The sequence below is a fragment of the uncultured Rikenella sp. genome, assembly GCF_948810725.1.
GTDB lineage: Bacteria > Bacteroidota > Bacteroidia > Bacteroidales > Rikenellaceae > Rikenella.
In genome coordinates this window covers 1-20,192 of the sequence record NZ_CAQIVA010000004.1, presented here as the reverse complement: position 1 = coordinate 20,192, position 20,192 = coordinate 1, and the positions used below count along the sequence as shown (strand labels likewise).

Here is a 20,192-nt window from a genome sequence, read left to right as displayed (position 1 = left end):
CCGTTTCTTGTGGTTCCATATGCAAGCACTCGGTGCGACCAACGCTGGTCATCGAGCTTACGGTCTTCCGTTGCGTTGCCTCTCGGAATAAACGCCGCGTGCCCGCGGTGGGCAATGGCCTGGAACTACCCTAAGTAACCGATAGCCTCTACCCCATTTGCACTCTGCGGTTCGAAGAACCGCCCGGGCCGAAGCCTCCCCCAGCGGAGGCCCGCAACTAACGTTGCTCTAGGCCCCGCAGGCTTCGACCCGAATCACAAAAGCACACCCCTGTAAGCGGGCCGGTTTCGACATCGGTATGCGAATCAAAAATCAAGCAGCAAGTCAAAATTAGGAAAAAACGAAAAAGTATAGCTACCTTTACAGAGAGACAAAGCACGCAGTACAAGCGTGGCCGCCTCAACAATCCATTACGACCCAAACAATTCGTTTTCAGAAATATAAACCAATTTCGATATGATTCCGTTTTTTACCCAACTGATGACCGATCCGATCGTGATCGAAAAGGCCGACAGCGTGAAATCCTCGTTCAGTCAATGGATGGAGAACCTGTCGAGCATGTCGGCCCAGGACCTCTTCAAAACCGTCGCCAACGGAGCCGTCTCGATCGCCCTGAAGATCGTGATCGCGCTGGTGATTTTCTGGGTCGGCCGGTGGCTGATCCGGCGCGTCCGGAAGATGATGGATCGGATTATGACGCGGCGGAACGTGGACGTATCGTTGCGAGCCTTTCTGATCAGTTTGGTGACGATCACGATGATGCTTTTCCTGATCATCATCACGATCGGCATTCTGGGGATCGACACCACCTCGTTCATCGCCCTCTTCGCCTCGGCCGGCTTGGCGATCGGTATGGCTCTGAGCGGCACCTTGCAGAACTTTGCGGGCGGGGTGATGATTCTGCTTTTCCGTCCGTTCCGCGTGGGCGACTTCATCGAAGCCCAGGGTCAGAGCGGGACAGTCAAAGAGATTCAGTTGATCCACACCCTGCTGAACACGGCGGACAACAAGACGATCCTGCTGCCGAACGGGCCGGTTTCGACGGGGATCATCAACAACTACTCGCGCGAGTCGCGACGGCGGGTGGACTGGACATTCGGCATCGCTTACGGCGACAATTACGATGTGGCGCGCGGGGTGCTGCTGGAGCTGCTGGAGGCCGACGAACGGGTGGCGAAAGATCCGGCACCGTTCGTTGCGTTGACGGCGCTGGCAGACAGCTCGGTGAACATCGTCGTGCGGGCGTGGGTCGAATCGGGCGAATATTGGAACGTCTATTTCGACCTGAACGAGCGGGTCTACAAGACCTTTACCGAACGCGGCCTGAACATTCCGTTCCCGCAAATGGACGTACACCTCCACAAAGACGAGACGAAATAGCCTGCCGAGCAGAATTTTAAACAAAACAGCGCCCTGTTTCATCTTCGGATGAAACAGGGCGCTGTTGCGATCTCGGCAGCCCCTCTTCCCGTCGCTGACATCTTGCCGGTGACGGACTAAACACGGGCTTGCCCGGTCGGTGTTCACTAAATTTCTTTTGGAGCAGCCTCATACCCCAACCCTTTGTTTGAGCGCATCACTACGAGATGCTTTGGCCGGGTCTAACCCAAATAAACCAAACGGCACAAAACTATCGGCGACCAATCGCCTCGTGTCCGCCTCAGTCCACCATGTTGTCCGTCTTCGGACGCAGGAAACGGAGCTGGATAGCGATCGCCGCCGCCACGATCACACTGAGCCACGCAAAACCCATCCCCAAATTTCCCCCGTCCGTCCATCGCCCCAGTATGCTTGTCACCGCCGCCCCCGCAAAGACCCCCGTCATATTCATAATACCATACGCCGTCGCCCGGTAACGATCCGAAACGAATTGACAGAGAATCGGCATGTTATTGGCATCGAAAATACCATACCCCACCCCGAACAACAACCCCGCCCCGACAATTCCCGCCAGACTATGGCTGAAGCCCAGCAGAAGCAGCGACGGAATCGTCATCCCGAGCCCGATCGCACCCGTGTAGACCCGCCCCCGTAAGTTCCACCGCACCCACCGATCGGAGAGAATCCCCCCGACGATCACCCCCACGAACGACGATACGGCAATCGTGATCGTCGCAATCGGCCCCGCCTTGTCCATCGAGATTCCGAGACTGTCCGAGAAGAGCGTCGGCAACCAGTTCTTAGTGGCCCACCCCGGCAGACTCGGCGCCGCAAAATAGAACAGAATCGCCCAGAACGCCACATTCGAAAACAGCAGCCCGAAACCCTTGAGCAACGCCCGGAACCGCCCCGCAACACTCTCCTCGCCCCTGACCGCCTCGCGATTCAACCGCCGCGCAACCACCGCCTCGCGGTTCTCGTGCAGGCAGAGCACCAGCACCAAGGCATAGACCATCCCGATGACCCCGAACCAGTGGAACGTCGTGTGCCACGTAAAGGCCGCCGCCACCGTCGCGCCGAATCCGCCGATCGCCTGTCCCGTATAGAGCCCCGTCATGTGAATCCCCACCGCCAGCGACCTCGACCGGTCGCGATGCCAGTCCGCAATCATCGCCAGCCCCGCCGGAATATAGAGCGCCTCGCTGACCCCCATCACCGCCCGCAGCGCATAGAGCTGTCCGAACGTCTCGGCATACCCCATGCCGAACGTCACCGCCGACCAGACGAACAGACTGCCCACAATGAGCCACTTCCGGCTGATCCGATCGGCCACCGCCCCTGCCACCGGGCTGACGAAACCGTATATCCAAAGGAAAATCGCCATCAGGCGACCGAAATTGGCTGCCGAACGCAACTCCGCGATATCGACCTGCATCGCATCGCGCATGGTCGAGAGCATCTGCCGGTCCATGTAATTGAGCAAAGCCACGCCCCACAGCAAACCCACCACCACCCACGGATAGATCCGCGAACGTTGTGCCGCTCCTCCGGTGTCGAATGTATTCATATCGTGAAAAGAGTTTGGTTTTCGAGTTTTTTATCGGCAAAAACTCCCCACCGACAGCCACCGGCCCCGCCGTCCGTCACGGTCGCCACAGCCACACCTCCGGCGTCCTGATCCCCGGCTTCAGCTCCCCGTTGAACAACAAGACACCCGGAGAAGTCCCCCACCGCATCGGCGTCGCCCCCGCTCCCGCCCGTGCACCCTGCGGCGCACGCTCAAAAGAGACCGACCACCGCTCCGCCGCCGTGTCGAAAATCAACACCTGGTCGTTGAACCGATACCACCCCGGCTCCTGCTCCATATAAGCCCGCTGCACTCGCCGCAGACTATCGTTCTCGGGCGCAACCGCCAGCGCCCACGCCCGATCCAACGCCTCCGTGAAGACCGCCGCGTTCACCCCGCCGAAGCAGACGATCGAATCCGCCCCCCATGCCACTCCCGCACCTCCCGCCGCCAACAGCGGCTCCCCTTCCGCATCCACCGGCCCCGCAACAGTTCGCCACGTTTCAGTAGCCGGATCATAAACATATCCCTCCGAAAAGACCGACTCCGCCCCCTCCGGATCATACCCCCCGAAGAGCCACACCCGTCCCGCCTGAGCCACCACCACCGGCTGCACCCGCCGCTCCGCCCCCGGCCGCAACGGCCCCACCTGCCAAGCATTCGACTGAAAATCATAGACATAGAACGACCGATCGCCCACCACATAGCACCTCCCTTCCAGGTACGCCCCCGCACAATTGTCCAGCGGCTCCGGCAATGAAGCCAACGTCTTTAAGCCGTCGGAAGTCAGCAGATACGCTTCGTTCGTCAACCGCCCCAACGAGTCCGTCCCTCCTGCACAAAAAATCCCCTCCGGCGTCGAAGCACATGCCCCGTAGGCCAACGCCTGCGGCAACCTCCCACCCGGCCGCCAAGCCTCCGCCACGGTATCCCAGACATAAATATCGTCATAGTACCGCTTAGTTCCCCCCTCCGCCGCCGGCACCTCCGGAAAATTGCAGCCCCCCGCCACCACAACCCTCCCGTCCGGCAAAGTCCCGATAAACGGCGCCGACACCCCATACCCATAGCTCCCGTCCGAATCTACCGGCAACAACCGCACCCACTCCCCTCCGTCGGAAGAGCCGGCGCACCCCATCGCCGCCAGCCCCAGCAGCAGACTAAGCCAGCAGGTCGAGAATTTCATGACACAACGTATAAGACTGAATCATCATGCGCGGAATGTGGAACGGCCCCTTGAACATATTCCCCTTGGCCGGCTGCGCCACCGTCCCGTCGCGATGCAGGTAGCCGTACCACTCGCCGAACTGCACGTCCGGAAAGTGTCCGTACGTGTACTCGCTGATCATGCGGTGCATCCGCAGGTACTTCTCGTCCCGCGTCGCCAGGTAGGCATAGAGCGTCGCGATAATCGCCTCCGTCTGGGGCCACCAGAACTTCATATCCTGCGAATAGTCCTGCGCCGGGAAGCCCTTGCAGTCGCGGAAATTGATGATCCCGCCGTAAGCCTCGTCCCATCCCCACTCCCACGACCAGTCGAGGATCGTCAGCGCCGTGTCGGTCAGCGATTTATCCCACCCCCGAAACCGCGCCTCTTCGAGCAGGAACCACGCCGTCTCAATGCAGTGCCCCGGGTTAATAACCCGCCCGGCCATCGAGTCGAGAAACTCGCCGTTCGGCCCCACCGTCTCCAAGAGAGCCTTGAACTCCGGGTGCATAAAGTCGTTGCGGATTTCAGTAATCGACCGTTCGATCTGCTCCGCCAGCACCGGATCGTCTCCGACCGCCGCCCGTATCCTCGACGCCGTGTTGATCAGGATCATCGTCAGCGAATGACCCTTCCCCACGAACCCCTCCCGGAACTTCGGCTCCAGAAATCCCGGGGTCGAGCTCATATGCAGGATCCGTTTGAACAGGTCGAGCGCCTTTTGTCCATAGGCCTTATCTCCCGACGCAATCGAGTACTCCGACATCGCGATAGCGGCAAAGCACTCCGAAAAGAGGTACCGCCGCTTCCGCACCGGCACCCCTTCCGCGGTCACTTCGAAAAACATATGACCGTCGGTATCGATACAGTATTTTTCAATAAAGTCGATGGTGGATTTCGCCGCCGCGAGCCACTCGGGGTTGCGTTCGATGCGGTTGTAGGCGAAAGCGCACACGAAAGCGAACCGCCCCTGGAACCAGACAGATTTGTCGGTGTCCATCAAAGCTCCGTCGCGATCCAGTGCGGTAAAGATCCCGCCGTTTTTCCTGTCGAGCCCGTTTTCGAGCCAGAAAGGCAGTATATTTTCGGTCAGGTCGGCTTTATACTGCGCCGCCCAGTGCGACAAATAGGTCTGTTTGTCCATGTTGGTTTGTGTGTAGATTCAAACGTTCTGTTTCGTGTTTTAAATGAGCCCGCCCCGGGCTACCGCTACGCGGATTCGGGCGATCCGGTGACCGTCGGCTGCCGGGCTTCACTCTGGATGGCTTCCATCTACAATACCGACGGCAGACATCTGCATTTCAGTACGACATGGCTTTATCCCAACAGTGCGTATGGTCGTGGTTTCGGTTTTCAGTTGCGTTGCCTCTCGGAATAAACGGGGACGCGCAGCACGCGAATACTAGCCGGTACGTACAACTCCAATGCGGTCGGACGCCCGGGAGGAACGCAACGAACACCGTGAGTTTGCGGGCCTCCCGAGGGGAGGTGTCCGGCCCGCGCGGTTCTTCGAACCGCAAGAGCACGGCCCATTCGTCTCTTTTAAAGTTGTTCGCCGCCAGCGGTGAGTGCAACGAGCCCCGACGAGTTGCAGTCCGCCGCGCGGGGTGGCGGCGAACTGCGCGACCCTAAAGGGTCGCAAAAGCTCGGCCCATTCGTCCTCGGCGCGCCTCCCCCGCGCCGCTAATGCGTCGCCCTCGCCGAGGACGGCGATTCCTCATGGAATCGCGCTATTCGCTCTCGGCCCAAAACACAGCCCAGTTCTCCGCCCCGTGTCAGCCTCACTGCGGCTCCGCTTTCGCTCCGCCGCGTTTTCGCGCGCCTTGCGCGATTCAATCATTTCGGCTAACCGCCGAAATGATTGAATCGCTCCTTTAGGCGGGGCGCGCGGTCGAGCTTTGTCCCGTCTAAAACTGCCCTGCGCGGGCGGGCGGTGCCTTCCGGCACTCGGAAGGGGCAGCCTCTACCCCACAGGATGAAACGACCCTCGGGCCGCGTGTCCCCGCAAACCCCGTCAGAAACGGTTGCAGCGTTCGAAGAAGCCGATCGCCTCCAGCTCCCGCTTCATCGCCGCCTCTTCCTCCGGCGTGATGTTGCGGAACGGCGTCCGGTTCGGCCCTAAATCCAGCCCGATGAGCTTCATGATCCGCTTCCCCCCCACGATATTCCCCCGGTAGCGACAAATCACATTAATCACCTCCTGGGAGAAATTCTGCCGTTCGCGCGCCAGCTCCAAATCCCCCGCCTGCCAAGCCTCCAGAATCCCCACCAGCTCGCGCCCGTTGTAGTTCGTCGTCCCGCCGATCCCCCCTTGCGCACCTCCCATCGCCAGACACGGCAGAATCGTCTCGTCCTGCCCGTGCAACATGTCGAACTTCCCGTCCTTGTAGAGCCGACACTGATTGTACTCGTACAGACTCTCATACGTGTACTTGATCCCCGCGAAGTTCGGTATCCGGCCGTCCACCGCCGCCAGAAACTCCACCATCGGCAGATACGCCCCATTGAACGCCGGAATGTGGTAGAAATAGAACGGCAGCTCCGGTGCCCCCGCCGCAATCTCCTCGCAATATTTCACCAGCTCCTCGATCCGCCCTACCTTCGGGAACGGCGGCGCCATCGCCCCGATCCCCCACGCCCCGATCCGCTGCGCATGCTGCGCCAGCCGGAAACTCTGCCGCACACACGTGCTCCCCACATGCACGATCACCTTGAAATCCGCCGGTGCCGCCTCCATCCACGCCTCCGCCAGCCGCATCCGCTCCTCCTCCGTCAGCATATACCCCTCGCCCGACGAACCGTTGATAAAGACCCCGCGGAGTCCGTTTTTGGCCAGCATCGCCGCATAAGTCGGAATCGGCTCGAGATTCACATCCCCGTTCGGCCCGAACGGCGTGAACGGCGCATCAATAAGCCCCTTGATTTTTTCCATCTTGTTTCGAATATCGTTGATTGTAAGAAATGATTGCCCATTCGCCCCGCCACACTCTCCAAAGATACCCAAAAAGCAAAATCCTCCAACACCCTTCCGCAGAAAAAAGTTATATTTGACAAAAAGAACCTCTTCATCCCATGAATCGACATTTCTTCCCCCGCCTTTCCGCCGTCGGCCTCTGCTGTCTGCTGAGCAGCCTCTTTCGTCCCGCTGCCGCACAGGAGAAAGAGACCGTCCTGATCGACCGTTTCGACCACACGCGAGACGTCCCCGTCCCCTACGTGGAGAACCTGCGCAAGCAGGTCGGCCGCGCTTTCACCGACCGGGGCCGGCATCAGGTGATCGACGCCCAGACCCTCCCGTCCCTATCCGCATCCCGCAGCACCGCCGACCGCGAGATTCTCCTCCGGACGACCGGCGCCCGGTACGTGATTTCGGGTCAGGTGAGCGACTACCTCTTCCGTCGCGAGATCGTCGGTGACAAACCCCGGTTTACCACCGCCATGCGGCTGGTTCTCACCGGTTACGACCTCCGGAACGACCGGGAAATCGCTCCCGAAGAGTTCCGCCTCTCCGGCTCCGGCGCCACGGCCGAAGAGGCCGACACCCGCGCCTTTGCCAGCCTGCCTTACAGCCTCCTCTTCTATATCGACCGCCGTTTCCGGTTCGAGACCCGCATCCTGCGCCTCGCTCCCGCCGACGCCAAAGGACGGCTGAAAGAGCTCTACATCCATAGCGGGCATTCGATCGGCGTCCAGCGCAAAGACCTTTTCCTCGTCTACCGCGAGACCGACATGGGCGAAGGAGCCATCGCCCGCGAACAGATCGGCAAACTGCGCGTCAAAGAGGTCATGGGCGACGAAGTGACCAAATGCACCATCGTACGGGGCAGCGACGAAATCGCCTCCTCCTTTGCGACCGGCGAAACCCTGATTGTCGTCAGCGACAGCGAATCCCTTTTCTGACCCTCCCCCACACATCAGAGACCGCATCATCCGGCCGCCCTCCGCGACAACACCATTTCGGGCGCACCAGATCCCCGGAACACCGCGAAATGTCGTATCTTTGTCCTCGGAAAAAATTAGAAGCTCGAACAGGCGCGTTCCGCACGCCCTGTCCGAGCGGAACATAATAAAGAAGCGTTCCAAACTTACTTCCCCTCGTTCAGGAATCTGGAAAATTCAATGTGGCAAGGAGGGAAGTAACGTAGGCGCTCACGTCTTGTATCTGTTTCGAGAACCCGGCACACGCATACTTGCGCACCGCGTTTTTTCGTCTATCGATATGGGCGTGGGCTGTCTGCGTTTACTCACTTGCACGGGCATTCCAGAGCCTCCTGAACATGGGTAAACGAATCGGGCAGCCTCACGCTTTTTTCATTCCCCAACGACCATACGGGCCGCCAGGTGAGGCGGAGGCTCGGCCAACGAACCCACGACCATGACCAAAATGTCTCGTGCCCGGGAAAGAAAAAAGGGCTGCCTCTTCACAGCCCTTGTCCTCCTGTTGCTCATCGCGCTGATGCTCGCCGCCGGATACCGTTGAGGCAAACATAAAAATCCAAAATCCAGCTCCTGTTCTTATTCTTTGTGCCGGACGGAACCGTACCTTTTCTGAAGAAAAGGTACCCAAAAGACTTTCATGATAGCTACGCTACGCCTTACGCTCCGCAGTCCTCAGTCTTCGTGAATTTGTCGGGCTGGGGTTTCCTTGGCGGGGCGCATATAATGTAGGTATTACCCTAATGCGCCCGCGCCGGAAAACCCCAGCCCGAAGAACAAACCGAGATTTGGGCCGTCGGCAGCGGGAGGATGCGTTAGCATCCGTCGAAAGTTTTTCTGGTTCTCTTTGTTCACAAAGAGAACAGTTCACTCCAGCAACCAAGAAAAAAGTTCAGGAAACGAGATATTTTAGATTTTTTCGAAAGCGCCGGAATACATGAAAAAATCAGGTATTCCGGCATTTTTATCGAGCCCCCGACAAGAGAATCACCCCAGGACTGGGAAAAACGGAACTAAATTTGTTTAGTTTGACCTCAAAACCGGAGACATACACAGCGGTTTAGTAATAATACCCTAACTTCGTGGAATTACTACCGCCCGAAAACGGGACGACAACCCGCCGCCCACGTCGCCGGCCACCAGCAAGAAAAAAGAGAAGAAAGGGAGGTAAGTTATGAAAAGCATCCTGACACCCCTGTTCGCCGCCTGCCTGGCAGGACTCGGCACCCTGTCGGCCTCGGGTCAGAAAACATCCGGCATCGCCTTCGGCAGTTTCAACCAATGGGTCGTGCGCGAAGTGAAAGAATCGGGCGTGATCGGCGGCGAAGTCCGCTACATATACGAGATCGGCCCCACCGACACCCTGCGCGGCGACCAGCCCTACCACCGCAACCCCCACTCGCCGTGGGGCACCTCGAACGTGCTCGCCAAAGTGAGCGGCATCACCAAATGCAGCGTCACCGTCTTCCCCGAAGCCCGCGGAAACGGTCGGTGCGCCCGGCTCGACACCCGACTCGAAACCGTCAAAGTGATGGGCATGATCAACATCACTGTCCTCGCCTCCGGCAGCATCTTCCTCGGCGACGTGATCGAACCCATCAAAGACACCAAAAACCCGATGGCCAAACTGAACCAAGGCATCCCCTTCACTGAACGGCCCAAAGCCCTCGTGATGGACTATAAATTCCACACCGACGGCTCCCCGAACCGCATCAAAGCCACCGGCTTCAGCGCCCAACACTCCGTTCCCGGCAAAGACCACGCCGATGCCATCCTGCTGCTCCAGGTACGGTGGGAAGACGCCGAAGGGAACGTCTACGCCAAACGCGTCGGCACCCTCAACGAACAGTTCGGGCAGAACACCCCCGCCTGGGTGAACGGCCACACGATGCCCATCCTCTACGGCGACATCACCCACAACCCGAAGTTCCGTCCCGAGATGGGCCTCATGTCGGGCGACCGCGCCCACTGGTGCCGGAACAGCAAAGGCCGGATGGTGCCGATCCAGGAGACCGGCTGGGCCGCCCCCGACGAAAAACCGACCCACATGATCCTCCAGATCTCGTCCAGCTACGGCGGCGCCTACGTGGGAACACCCGGCAACAGCCTCTGGGTGGACAACATTAAACTCGCCTACTAACCCTGTCGGCAAAGACCCGACCCGCATTCGACCGATCCATGTTTCACCCTCGTCCGCATATCCGACCGCGCGCTCGTTACCTTATCGCGCCGCTCGTCCTGTGGGGCCTGTTTTCAGCAGGCCCCCTGCGGGCGCAGAGCGAACCGGCCCCGCCCCTCCGCGACACCCTCGCCGCCTCCGCAGCCGACACCACCCTCGTCGTCGCCCCGGACAGCGTCGCCGCCCGTCCCACCGGATGGGAACGCTTCAAACGCTTCTTCACCGAATCCAATCAGGTGAAAAAACAGAAGAAATTCGACTTCAGCGTGATCGGCGGCCCCTTTTACTCCAACGACGTACAGCTCGGACTCGGCATCGTCGCCTCGGGCCTCTACCGGATGGACCGCCGCGACACCCTGACCCAGCCGTCCAACGTCTCGCTCTTCGGTTCGGTAGCCACCTCCGGCTTCTACATCATCGGCATCCAGGGCTCCAACCTCTTCCCTCGGGATCGGTACCGGCTCAACTACACCCTCTACACCCTCTCGTTCCCGAGCTACTTCTGGGGCATCGGCTACGACATGGCCGCCGACAAAGCCAACAAAAGCAAATACACCCAGAAACAGAACCAACTGAAGGTCGACTTTCAGTTCCGCATCGCCGACCACCTCTATCTGGGGCCGACCGCCAGCATCAACCACGTGGACGGCCTGCGGCTCGAACAGCCCCGACTATTGGCGGGGCAGAGTCCCTACGTCACCAGCATCGGCGTCGGTTTCGTGCTGAACTACGACACCCGCGACGTCATGACCAACGCCTACAAAGGGTGGTACATCGGTCTGGAGCAGTACGCCAATCCGAAATGGCTCGGCAACAGCGGCACCTACGGCCGCACCGACCTGATTGTGGACTACTACCAACGCCTCTGGAAAGGCGCCGTGCTGGCCTTCGACCTCCACACCCAGCACAACTACGGCGACGTGCCGTGGACCATGATGGCCAAAATGGGCGGTTCGTACCGCATGCGGGGCTACTACGACGGCCAGTACCGTGACCGGAACCTGACCGAGATACAGATCGAACTGCGCCAGCACATCTACAACCGCCACGGAGTGGCCGTATGGGTAGGCGCCGGGAACGTATACAAGAATTTCAAAACCTTCCGCTGGAGCCACACCCTGCCCAACTACGGGATCGGCTACCGGTGGGAATTCAAAAACCGGGTGAACGTCCGCCTCGACTACGGCTTCGGCAAAGGCCAGAGCGGGTTCCTCTTCCAGATCAATGAAGCATTTTAGCGACCTCATACAACGCCTCCGGGCCCGCTTCGCCGACCAGCGCACCTATTACTGGGTGTTCCTCGGCGTGCTGCTCGTTCCGAACCTCTTTTTGTGCTGCACCGAGCCGATCGTCTGGCCCGGCAAAGTCGCCCTGATACTCCTTCCGGGTGCCGTCTGGATGGCCCTGCTGACCGTGGCCCCCAAACCCGGCGCACCGTTCTGGTGCACCCTTCCGCTGCTCGTCCTCGGCGCCTTCCAACTCGTACTGCTCTATCTGTTCGGCAACTCGATCATCGCCGTGGACATGTTCCTCAACGTCGCGACCACCAACTCCGGCGAAGCGCTCGAACTGTTGGGCAAACTGGAACCGGCCATCGTCGGCGTACTCCTGCTCTACATCCCCGCTCTGGTGCTGGCCACCCTGTCGATCCGCCTCCCCGCCCGGCTTTCGGCCACCTTTCGGAGACGGAACGCCGTTCGCTCCGGCATCCTCTTTCTGGTCGGCATCGGCGCCATGGCCGGAGCCCGGTTACAGGATCCGGAATATCGGGCGAAACTCGACATCTGGCCCCTCAACATCGGATATAATATGGGTCTGGCCGTCGAACGGTGGCAGAAAAGCGATCGCTACCCCCTCACCTCGGCCGACTTCTGCTTCGGAGCAGTTTCGGAACGGCCGGACAGCATCCGGGAGGTCTACGTGCTGGTGATCGGCGAGACCTCGCGGGCGCTCAACTGGCAGCTGTACGGCTATCCGCGCGAGACGAACCCCCGCCTCTCCGAACAAGAGGGGCTGATCTGCTTCCGCGACGTGCTGACCCAGGCGAACGCCACGCATAAGAGCGTCCCGATCATGCTGTGCAGCGCCTCGGCCGAGAACTACGGCACCCTCTATACCCGCAAGAGTATCCTAAGCGCCTTTCGCGAAGCGGGTTTCCGCACCGCCTTCTTCTCGAACCAGTCGGAGAACCACTCCTTCATCGACTTTTTCGGCGCCGAAGCCGACACCACGCTCTTTCTGAAATCCGCCGCCCAGGCGCGCGGCGAGGCATATAACCCCTACGACGACCTGCTGTTGCAGAGCGTGAGCGGCCTGCTGGCCGACACATCGTTTCGGAAGACCTTCCTCGTGTTGCACACCTACGGTTCGCATTTCGACTACCAGGAGCGCTATCCGGCCGACTCGGCCTACTTTCTGCCGGCCTCCTACGACGATGTGCGCCCCGATCATCGCGAGGTGCTGCTCAACGCCTACGACAACTCGATCCGGGCGACCGACCAGTTGCTCTCCGAGCTGATCTCCTACCTGCGCACCTTGCCGAACACCGCTTCAGGGCTGCTCTACGCATCGGATCACGGCGAAGACCTGTACGACGACGCTCGGGGCCTTTTCCTGCACGCCTCGCCGCGACCGACCTATTACCAGCTGCACATCCCTTGCGTGCTTTGGCTCTCGCCGACCTACGACGCCGAGTGGCCGGAAAGCCGGCTCGCTGCGGAGTCTCATCGCGACAAGCCAATGACGACGAACGTGATTTTCCACACGCTGCTTTCGATGGGCGGCATCGAAACGCCCCAGCGGAACGACTCGCTGGCCGTGACCTCTCCCCGTTTCACGGTCACTCCGCGGCACTACCTGAACGACCACAACAAGCCTCGTACGCTGGATCGGATCGGGCTCGGCGCAGAGGACATCGCGATGTTCCGCCGAATGGGCCTGGCGTTTCCTGCCGAACGGGTGAGGGATCGACTTTCAGCAGCGGGTTTAGAGTAATCTCGGCCTGCTTTCGTGTGTCGAGCGTCCCGCCCCGGGCTTCCGCGACGCAGGAAATAACGGACAGCCGGGCACACTGTTCTCCGTCGGCAACGGCGGGTACTGCTGGTCAGCTTCAGGTGACGGCACAAGCGAGCAGTACCGTGGCATATGCCTGGATTTTTATTCGCGAGACTTCAGTTCCAGCAGTTCGTATGGCCGCGCCATCGGCTTTCGGTTGCGTTGCCTCTCGGAATAAACGGGCGAAGAGAGCTTTCGCCGGAACCGATTGGGGACTTAGAACCCGGGCTTATATTTTATTTCCGTAATTCTGATTTTGGAGGTGCTGAACCGCACTGGGCGGACATATGACCGGGCGCCCGCGACAGAGCCAACGGCATGATGACCAATGTCGGCAACACCGGATTCAGCTGGTCGGCATCGGTGAGCGATGGCAATGGAATATATCTGAGTTCCGGGGTGACAGGTCTCGACCCCAGTTACGTGAATAATCGTGGCCTCGGTTTTCAGTTGCGTTGCCTCTCGGAATAAACGCGCCCACAGGGCGTTTTACTGCCAGCCTCTAACCCAAGTAACTGGCCGCCTCTACCCTGTTTGCGTTTACTGCGGTTCGAAGAACCGCGCGGGCCGAAGCCTCCCGCCGCGGAGGCCCGCAACTAACGTTGCTCTGGGCCTCGCAGGCTCCGGCCGCGAAAGCAATCCCTAATTCACTCCTCTTTAGCAAAGCGGGCCGGACACCCGGGAGGAACGGCAACTCTCGACGCGCGAGCGGCGTGTTGCGGGCCTCCCGAGGGGAGAGGTTCGGCCCGCGCGGCTCTGCGAGCCGCAGAAACTCAACCAACAAATCAGCCCAAACCACGACCAAAGGTTCAGCCCAATTCTGTCGGGTTCGGGCTGCGCGCTCCCCGGGTGGGCCGAAGGCCCAGCGCGCAGGCCCGGCGACCCTAAAGGATCGCAACAGTTTCACCCACCCCACCGCCCGTTTATCACCACATTCTGTCATGTTCGGCTTGTCGCCCACTCCCCCGAAGCACAGCCAACAGATCAACCCAACGCCCGTTCCCATTTTATCGCTATATTCTGTCAAGTTCGTCCTCGGCGCGGGAGGGGGCGCCGCCAGCGGTGAGTGCAACGAGCTTCAACGAGTTGCAGCCCGCCGCATGGGGTGGCGGCGAACTGCGCGACCCTAAAGGGTCGCAAGAGCAATGCCCAAAGCACGGCCAAAAGCAAGACCCAACTCACCGCCCAAATCTCAGCCCCAAGCTCGGCCCGGCACGGCCCAAAACTCGCCCCCAATTCTCCGCCCTGTGTCAGCCCCTGCGGCTCCGCTTTCGCTCCGCCGCGTTTTCGCGCGCCTGTGCGATTCAACTATTTCGGCGGTGAGCCGAAATAGTTGAATCGCTCCTTTAGGCGGGGCGCGCGTCTGGTCACTGCCCCGGATAGAACTGTTCCTTTTGTGAACAAAAGGAACCGAAAAAACTTTAGACGGATGCTTACGCATCCTCAAAGCTACCGACGGCCCAATCTTCGTTCGCGCGCCCAAATCTCAAATTCGCCCTGTCCACCAACTGACCTCGCACGACAGACAATAAAAAAGTTCCGCCTCTCGATTACGAGAGGCGGAACTTCCTGTGAATGCGTGACCCCGACGGGATTCGAACCCATATCGTCAGAACCGGAATCTGATATTCTATCCATTGAACTACGGAGCCGAGCCTGATGCGTTTGCAGAAACGCCCGAGCGTCCCGGCGACGCGCATTCCGGATGCAAAGATACACTTTTCTTTTCCTTTTCCAAAAAACCTTTTGCTTCCGGAGACAAAAAAGCACCCCGCCAAACAGGAATCGGGTGCGAATCTCCCGCAAAGAGACCGCACCCGCCCCGTCTTACAGAGCTCCAAAAGCTCAGGCTGCTAATCTTCCAGCAAGATTTCGAGGATCTTGATCGCCGCATCCGTCACCGGCGTCCCCGGCCCGAAAATCGCAGCAGCACCGTTCTGGTAGAGGTAGTCGTAATCCTGATGCGGAATCACCCCGCCCACGATCACCACGATATCCTCCCGTCCCAGCTTTTTGAGTTCGGCCACAATCTGCGGCACCAGCGTCTTGTGCCCCGCCGCCAGCGACGAAACGCCGACCACGTGGACATCGTTTTCGACCGCCTGTTTGGCCGCCTCTTCCGGCGTCTGGAACAACGGCCCCATATCCACGTCGAAGCCGATATCCGCATACCCCGTCGTCACCACCTTTGCTCCCCGGTCGTGGCCGTCCTGCCCCAGTTTGGCGATCATAATCCGAGGCTGACGCCCCTCCTGTTTTGCAAATCGTTCGCACAGCTCCTTGGCCTTTGCGAACTTGTCGTCGTCTTTCACTTCTGCCGAATAAACACCTGAAATAGAGCGGATCACCGCATTGTAGCGTCCCACGACCGCCTCGCAGGCATCCGAGATTTCGCCCAGCGACGCCCGCACCTTGGCCGCTTCGATCGCCAGTTCGAGCAGGTTCCCCTGCTTCGTCCGCACACACTCCGTAATCGCCGCCAGCGCACGATCCACCGCCGCCTGATCGCGATTGGCGCGCAGCTCCTGCAACCGTTTTACCTGCGACTCGCGCACCGCCGTGTTGTCCACCGCCAGGATGTCGATCGGGTCTTCCTTTTCCAAGCGATACTTGTTCAGCCCCACAATGGTCTGTTCTCCCGAGTCGATCCGGGCCTGCGTCCGTGCCGCCGCCTCTTCGATCCGCATCTTCGGCACGCCGGTTTCGATCGCCTTGGCCATCCCGCCGAGCGACTCGACCTCCTCGATCAACGCCCACGCCTTGTTCATAATCTGATTCGTCAAGGCCTCCACGTAGTACGAACCGGCCCACGGATCGACACTCCGGCAGACATTGGTCTCCTCCTGAATGTAAATCTGCGTATTCCGCGCAATCCGCGCCGAGAAGTCCGTCGGCAGCGCGATCGCCTCGTCGAGCGCATTGGTGTGCAGCGACTGGGTATGCCCCAACGCCGCCGCCATCGCCTCGATCGCCGTCCGGGCCACGTTGTTGAACGGATCCTGTTCCGTCAATGACCATCCAGAGGTCTGCGAGTGGGTACGCAACGCCAGCGACTTCGGATTTTTCGGATTGAACCGGCTCACGATCTTGGCCCACAGCATCCGCGCGGCGCGCATCTTGGCGATCTCCATGAAGTGGTTCATCCCGATGGCCCAGAAGAACGACAACCGCGGCGCGAACGAGTCGATGTCCATCCCGGCATTAACGCCGGTGCGGAGGTATTCCAGCCCGTCGGCCAGCGTATACGCCATCTCGATATCGGCCGTCGCCCCCGCTTCCTGCATATGATATCCCGAGATCGAGATCGAGTTGAACTTCGGCATGTGCTTCGAGGTGTATTCGAAGATATCCGCGATAATGCGCATCGAGAACTCTGGCGGGTAAATATAGGTGTTCCGCACCATGAATTCCTTCAGGATGTCGTTCTGGATCGTCCCGCTGAGCTGGTCGAGGGTGCATCCCTGTTCCAACCCTGCCACGATGTAGAAAGCCAGCACGGGCAGCACGGCGCCGTTCATGGTCATCGAAACGGACATCTTGTCGAGCGGAATCCCGTCGAAGAGGACTTTCATATCTTCGACCGAACAAATCGACACACCTGCCTTCCCCACGTCCCCCACCACGCGCGGATGGTCGGCATCGTATCCCCGGTGCGTGGCCAGGTCGAAAGCGACGGAAAGCCCTTTCTGCCCCGCTGCCAGATTCCGGCGATAGAAAGCGTTGGACTCCGCCGCGGTGGAGAACCCGGCGTACTGCCGGATGGTCCACGGCCGCATGACGTACATGGTGGAATAAGGCCCTCGCAAGTAAGGCGCGATCCCTGCGGCGTAATTCAAATGTTCCATCCCGAGGAGGTCGTCGGCGGTGTAAGTCCCTTTGACGGCGATATGTTCGGGGGTCATCCACACGGGCGCCCCGCCGCACTCTTTCTTCGAGGCGCATCCGCAACTGTTGCCGGCTCCGGCCTGGGCTGCCGGGGTGTAATCTATTTCTGAAAATTTAGCTCTCATGTGTGTTGATTTTTTCGTTTACAAGTGGTTAGAGGCTGCCGCAGAAATGCGAAGCATTTCCCGTCCACGGGACGTGGGGCCCGCCCGGCCCGAGGGCAGTCGAAGCTCGACCGCGCGCCGACGCCTTAAAGAGCGATTCAACTGTTTCGGCGACAGCCGAAATAGAATGAATCGCGTAAGGCGCGCGGGCTTGTCAAAGCGTTTTTCAGTCGCCCGCGGCAATTCTTGCCGAATTGGCTCACCGCCAATCGGCAGAATATGCCCTTTTAGGCGGGCGGGCGACTGTCGAGCTTTGTGCCGGACAGAACTGCCCTACGCGGGCGGCGTCCGGGTGACCCCGGCGGGACGGAGCGATACTACGTATCGCTAACTTGCCTCTGCCTCAATTCCCTCCTGTACTAAAGAACAAACGAAACGAACGATTAAATACCCAATTCGCGTTGATAGTTTTCGAGCGTTTCGAGGACATTGCTCCGGACACTGATGAAGTGCGAGATGCCCGCCGCTTCGAGCTCCGGCTGGCACGCCGGCGCCCCCGCCACCACCACGATCACCCCCGAATTCCGGAACGCCTCGAAGACCTCCGGCGCCAGCGTCGCATAATCGTCGTCCGACGAGCAGACCACCACGATCTGCGCCCCCGACGCCTTCGCCGCCGCAACCCCCTCCGCCACCGTCTGGAAGAACGTATTGTCCATCACCTCGATCCCCGCACAGGCAAAGAAATTGCAGGCGAACTGCGCCCGAGCCCGAGCCATCGCCAAGCTACCGCACGTCAGCATAAACGCCTTCGGCGTCTTTCCGCTGCGATCCGTGCGGAGCCGCATCGCCTCGAACGCCATCGCCCCGCGATACGGTTTCAGCGGCCGATACTCCGGCTCCCTGTCGCCGTGTTTGCAACCGCAATTGCACCGCTTCATCCCCCGGGTCACCGTCTCTTCGGTGATTTCCGCCGGCGCCTTCTCGTTGAAATTCGGATACTGGTTCGTCCCCAGAAGAATTTCGCGCCGCGTAGCGATATTCTGGTCACGTTTGTTGGCAGTGGTTTCGACCTGCTCCTGAACGAACCCCTTTTCAAACGCAGCGGTGTACCCCCCCAACTCCTCGACCGCGAGGAAGAGCTTCCACGCCTCCTGTGCGATCGACGCCGTGAGCTCCTCTATATAATAAGAGCCCGCCGCCGGGTCCGTCACCTGGTCGAAATGCGACTCCTCTTTCAAGAGGAGCTGCACATTGCGCGCAATCCGCGAGCTGAACTCCGTCGGTTTTTCGTACGCATGATCGAACGGCAAGACCTCGATCGAGTCCACCCCTCCGATCGCCGCGCTCATCGCCTCCGTCGTCCCGCGGAGCATGTTGACATACGGGTCGTAGACCGTCTGGTTCCACGCCGACGTGCGGATATGCGCCCGCAGTTTGGAAGAGCATCCCCGCTTCGGGTTGTACGGTTTCATGATGTTCGCCCACAGCAACCTCGCCGCGCGCAGTTTGGCAATCTCCATAAAGTAGTTCGTCCCCACCGCGAAGTCGAACTTGATGGCCGGCGCCACCCGGTCGACATCCATCCCCCGGTCGGTCATCCGCACCACATACTCGTGCCCCATCGCGAGCGCGAAAGCCAGCTCCTGGACGATCGACGCCCCGCAGTCGTGGAACAGCGTCCCGTGCACCGTGACGAGTCTGATGCGTTTATACTGCGGTGCCTTGTCGAGCAGCTCCTGAATACGTGCGAAGCGTTTGTCCCCGTCCGGCGCGGCACATCCCCAACTGCCCTTTTTCGAGAGCTTCATGAGCGGGTCGATTCCGAAGACGGCAAAGACCTGTTCCGGATCGAGCTTTTCGGCCACGATTTTATCCAAAAACAGCTCCGCCGCCCGATAGACCCCACAGCCGCCGAACGCGAGTTCGACCGCCGTAATGGAGATTCCGTTCAGCAAAGTATCGAGGTCAGCCGCCGAAAATTCTTTGTTTTTAATGACAAAGCCGAGCGAGTCGACCCCTTTCATCAGCACGTCGTGCGCCGTCCGATTGGCCGCCGCCACATCGTCTCCGACCTCGATCGTCTGCCTCACGCGCCAGTCGTTGTCGCCCTTGACTCCCCGGACATACGGAAACTCGCCCGGCCGGGTGCCGAGGTGTTTCAGCTCCGCAAGGTTTTCGGCCCGATAATAAGGTTCCACCGAGAAACCCTCCATCGTGCGCCACACCAGTTTTTTGGTGCGGTCGGCGCCTTTCAGGTCTTTGGCGATGACCTCTTCCCACTCCGCGGTGGTAACGGGAGGGAATTCGGCCATCAGCTGTTTAGCCTTTTCTTCAGCCATGTGTTGTAGTGTATTGGTTTGTTATTCGTCGCGACACCGGGCGCCGGGAGGCAAGCCATGCGGTGTGTGAATCCGCTAACAGGTTCATACAAAGTTAAAAGTTTATTTCCAAAAACCGCTTTCGGGCACAATTTTTCATGCCGAAAAGCATCGGTCGGGAAAAAATTTATCAACAATCGATTAAACTTTCGTAGCGCCCTGCGTCTTAATCTCGTGCGCCGGCGGAAAGCGACCCGGGCAGGACGACAGAAACAGGCGCAGTGATTTGGGCTAACACAGCTTGAGGATGCGTAAGCATCCGTCTAAAGTTTTTCTGGTTCTCTTTGTTCACAACCGACGCTGCCAGCGAGTGCAATGCAAACGCAGTTTGCAAATTGCCGAGCGGCGAGGAGGAAGGCGAAGCCAACGAGAACAGTTCGAGGCGGGTCAAAGCTCGACCCGCGCGCGACTGCTGAAATAGGAAATCATTCAAACGCATGATTTGCGTTTGAATAAGATTTCCGCCAGCGCGCGGACAGAGAATAGGGGTAGAGGCGGC

Annotated in this window: 13 protein-coding genes and 1 tRNA gene; 6 read left to right on the top strand and 8 right to left on the bottom strand. The window is 59.7% G+C overall.

All coding sequences use genetic code 11. From position 1 onward, the window contains the following. Window positions 1-456 precede the first annotated feature (456 nt). Window positions 457-1,380, top strand: a complete 924-nt coding sequence (locus Q9S52_RS03035; protein WP_294593634.1) for a mechanosensitive ion channel family protein — start codon at window positions 457-459, stop codon at window positions 1,378-1,380. Between the two features lie 280 nt (window positions 1,381-1,660). Here Q9S52_RS03035 and Q9S52_RS03030 read toward each other — a convergent pair whose 3' ends face one another. From Q9S52_RS03030 to Q9S52_RS03015, 4 genes are all read right to left on the bottom strand, one after another. Next, window positions 1,661-2,827, bottom strand: coding sequence for an MFS transporter (locus Q9S52_RS03030; protein WP_370648987.1), 1,167 nt, complete (start codon window positions 2,825-2,827; stop codon window positions 1,661-1,663). Window positions 2,828-3,023: 196 nt separating this feature from the next. Next, window positions 3,024-4,133 (bottom strand): kelch repeat-containing protein, encoded by a 1,110-nt coding sequence (locus Q9S52_RS03025; protein ID WP_304708120.1) that lies wholly within the window; start codon window positions 4,131-4,133, stop codon window positions 3,024-3,026. Beyond that, entirely contained in the window at window positions 4,108-5,298 is a 1,191-nt protein-coding gene (locus tag Q9S52_RS03020) for an AGE family epimerase/isomerase (protein ID WP_304708119.1), read from the bottom strand. Before Q9S52_RS03020 ends, Q9S52_RS03025 begins: the two co-directional genes overlap by 26 nt. Before the next feature lie 870 nt (window positions 5,299-6,168). Further along, window positions 6,169-7,086, bottom strand: coding sequence for a dihydrodipicolinate synthase family protein (locus tag Q9S52_RS03015; RefSeq protein WP_304708118.1), 918 nt, complete (start codon window positions 7,084-7,086; stop codon window positions 6,169-6,171). 140 nt (window positions 7,087-7,226) lie between these two features. On the opposite strand from Q9S52_RS03015, the gene Q9S52_RS03010 reads away from it, so the two are divergent. The 5 genes from Q9S52_RS03010 (at window position 7,227) to Q9S52_RS02990 (ending at window position 13,794) form a co-directional block, all read left to right on the top strand. Continuing rightward, complete coding sequence (locus Q9S52_RS03010) at window positions 7,227-8,054, top strand: hypothetical protein (RefSeq protein WP_304708117.1); 828 nt, start codon at window positions 7,227-7,229, stop codon at window positions 8,052-8,054. Between the two features lie 1,210 nt (window positions 8,055-9,264). After that, window positions 9,265-10,230 (top strand): PCMD domain-containing protein, encoded by a 966-nt coding sequence (locus tag Q9S52_RS03005; protein WP_304708116.1) that lies wholly within the window; start codon window positions 9,265-9,267, stop codon window positions 10,228-10,230. A gap of 38 nt (window positions 10,231-10,268) precedes the next feature. Beyond that, on the top strand, window positions 10,269-11,507 hold the full coding sequence (locus tag Q9S52_RS03000; RefSeq protein WP_297625862.1) for a BamA/TamA family outer membrane protein: 1,239 nt from the start codon (window positions 10,269-10,271) through the stop codon (window positions 11,505-11,507). Further along, a complete protein-coding gene (locus tag Q9S52_RS02995) occupies window positions 11,494-13,263 on the top strand; it encodes a phosphoethanolamine transferase (RefSeq protein ID WP_304708115.1) in 1,770 nt (589 codons plus the stop codon). Before Q9S52_RS03000 ends, Q9S52_RS02995 begins: the two co-directional genes overlap by 14 nt. A 378-nt stretch (window positions 13,264-13,641) precedes the next feature. Next, entirely contained in the window at window positions 13,642-13,794 is a 153-nt protein-coding gene (locus Q9S52_RS02990; protein WP_300828708.1) for a hypothetical protein, read from the top strand. A 1,109-nt stretch (window positions 13,795-14,903) separates the two neighbouring features. Here Q9S52_RS02990 and Q9S52_RS02985 read toward each other — a convergent pair. The 4 genes from Q9S52_RS02985 to Q9S52_RS02970 form a co-directional block, all read right to left on the bottom strand. Continuing rightward, window positions 14,904-14,975: transfer RNA gene (locus Q9S52_RS02985), tRNA-Arg, on the bottom strand. 201 nt (window positions 14,976-15,176) lie between these two features. Continuing rightward, window positions 15,177-17,333, bottom strand: coding sequence for a methylmalonyl-CoA mutase (gene scpA / locus Q9S52_RS02980; protein ID WP_294593079.1), 2,157 nt, complete (start codon window positions 17,331-17,333; stop codon window positions 15,177-15,179). Between the two features lie 422 nt (window positions 17,334-17,755). Beyond that, window positions 17,756-19,654, bottom strand: a complete 1,899-nt coding sequence (locus Q9S52_RS02975; RefSeq protein WP_297830231.1) for a methylmalonyl-CoA mutase family protein — start codon at window positions 19,652-19,654, stop codon at window positions 17,756-17,758. A gap of 205 nt (window positions 19,655-19,859) precedes the next feature. Continuing rightward, window positions 19,860-20,192, bottom strand: a 333-nt coding sequence (locus Q9S52_RS02970) for a hypothetical protein (RefSeq protein WP_304708114.1), incomplete at its 5' end; no start/stop codon positions are given.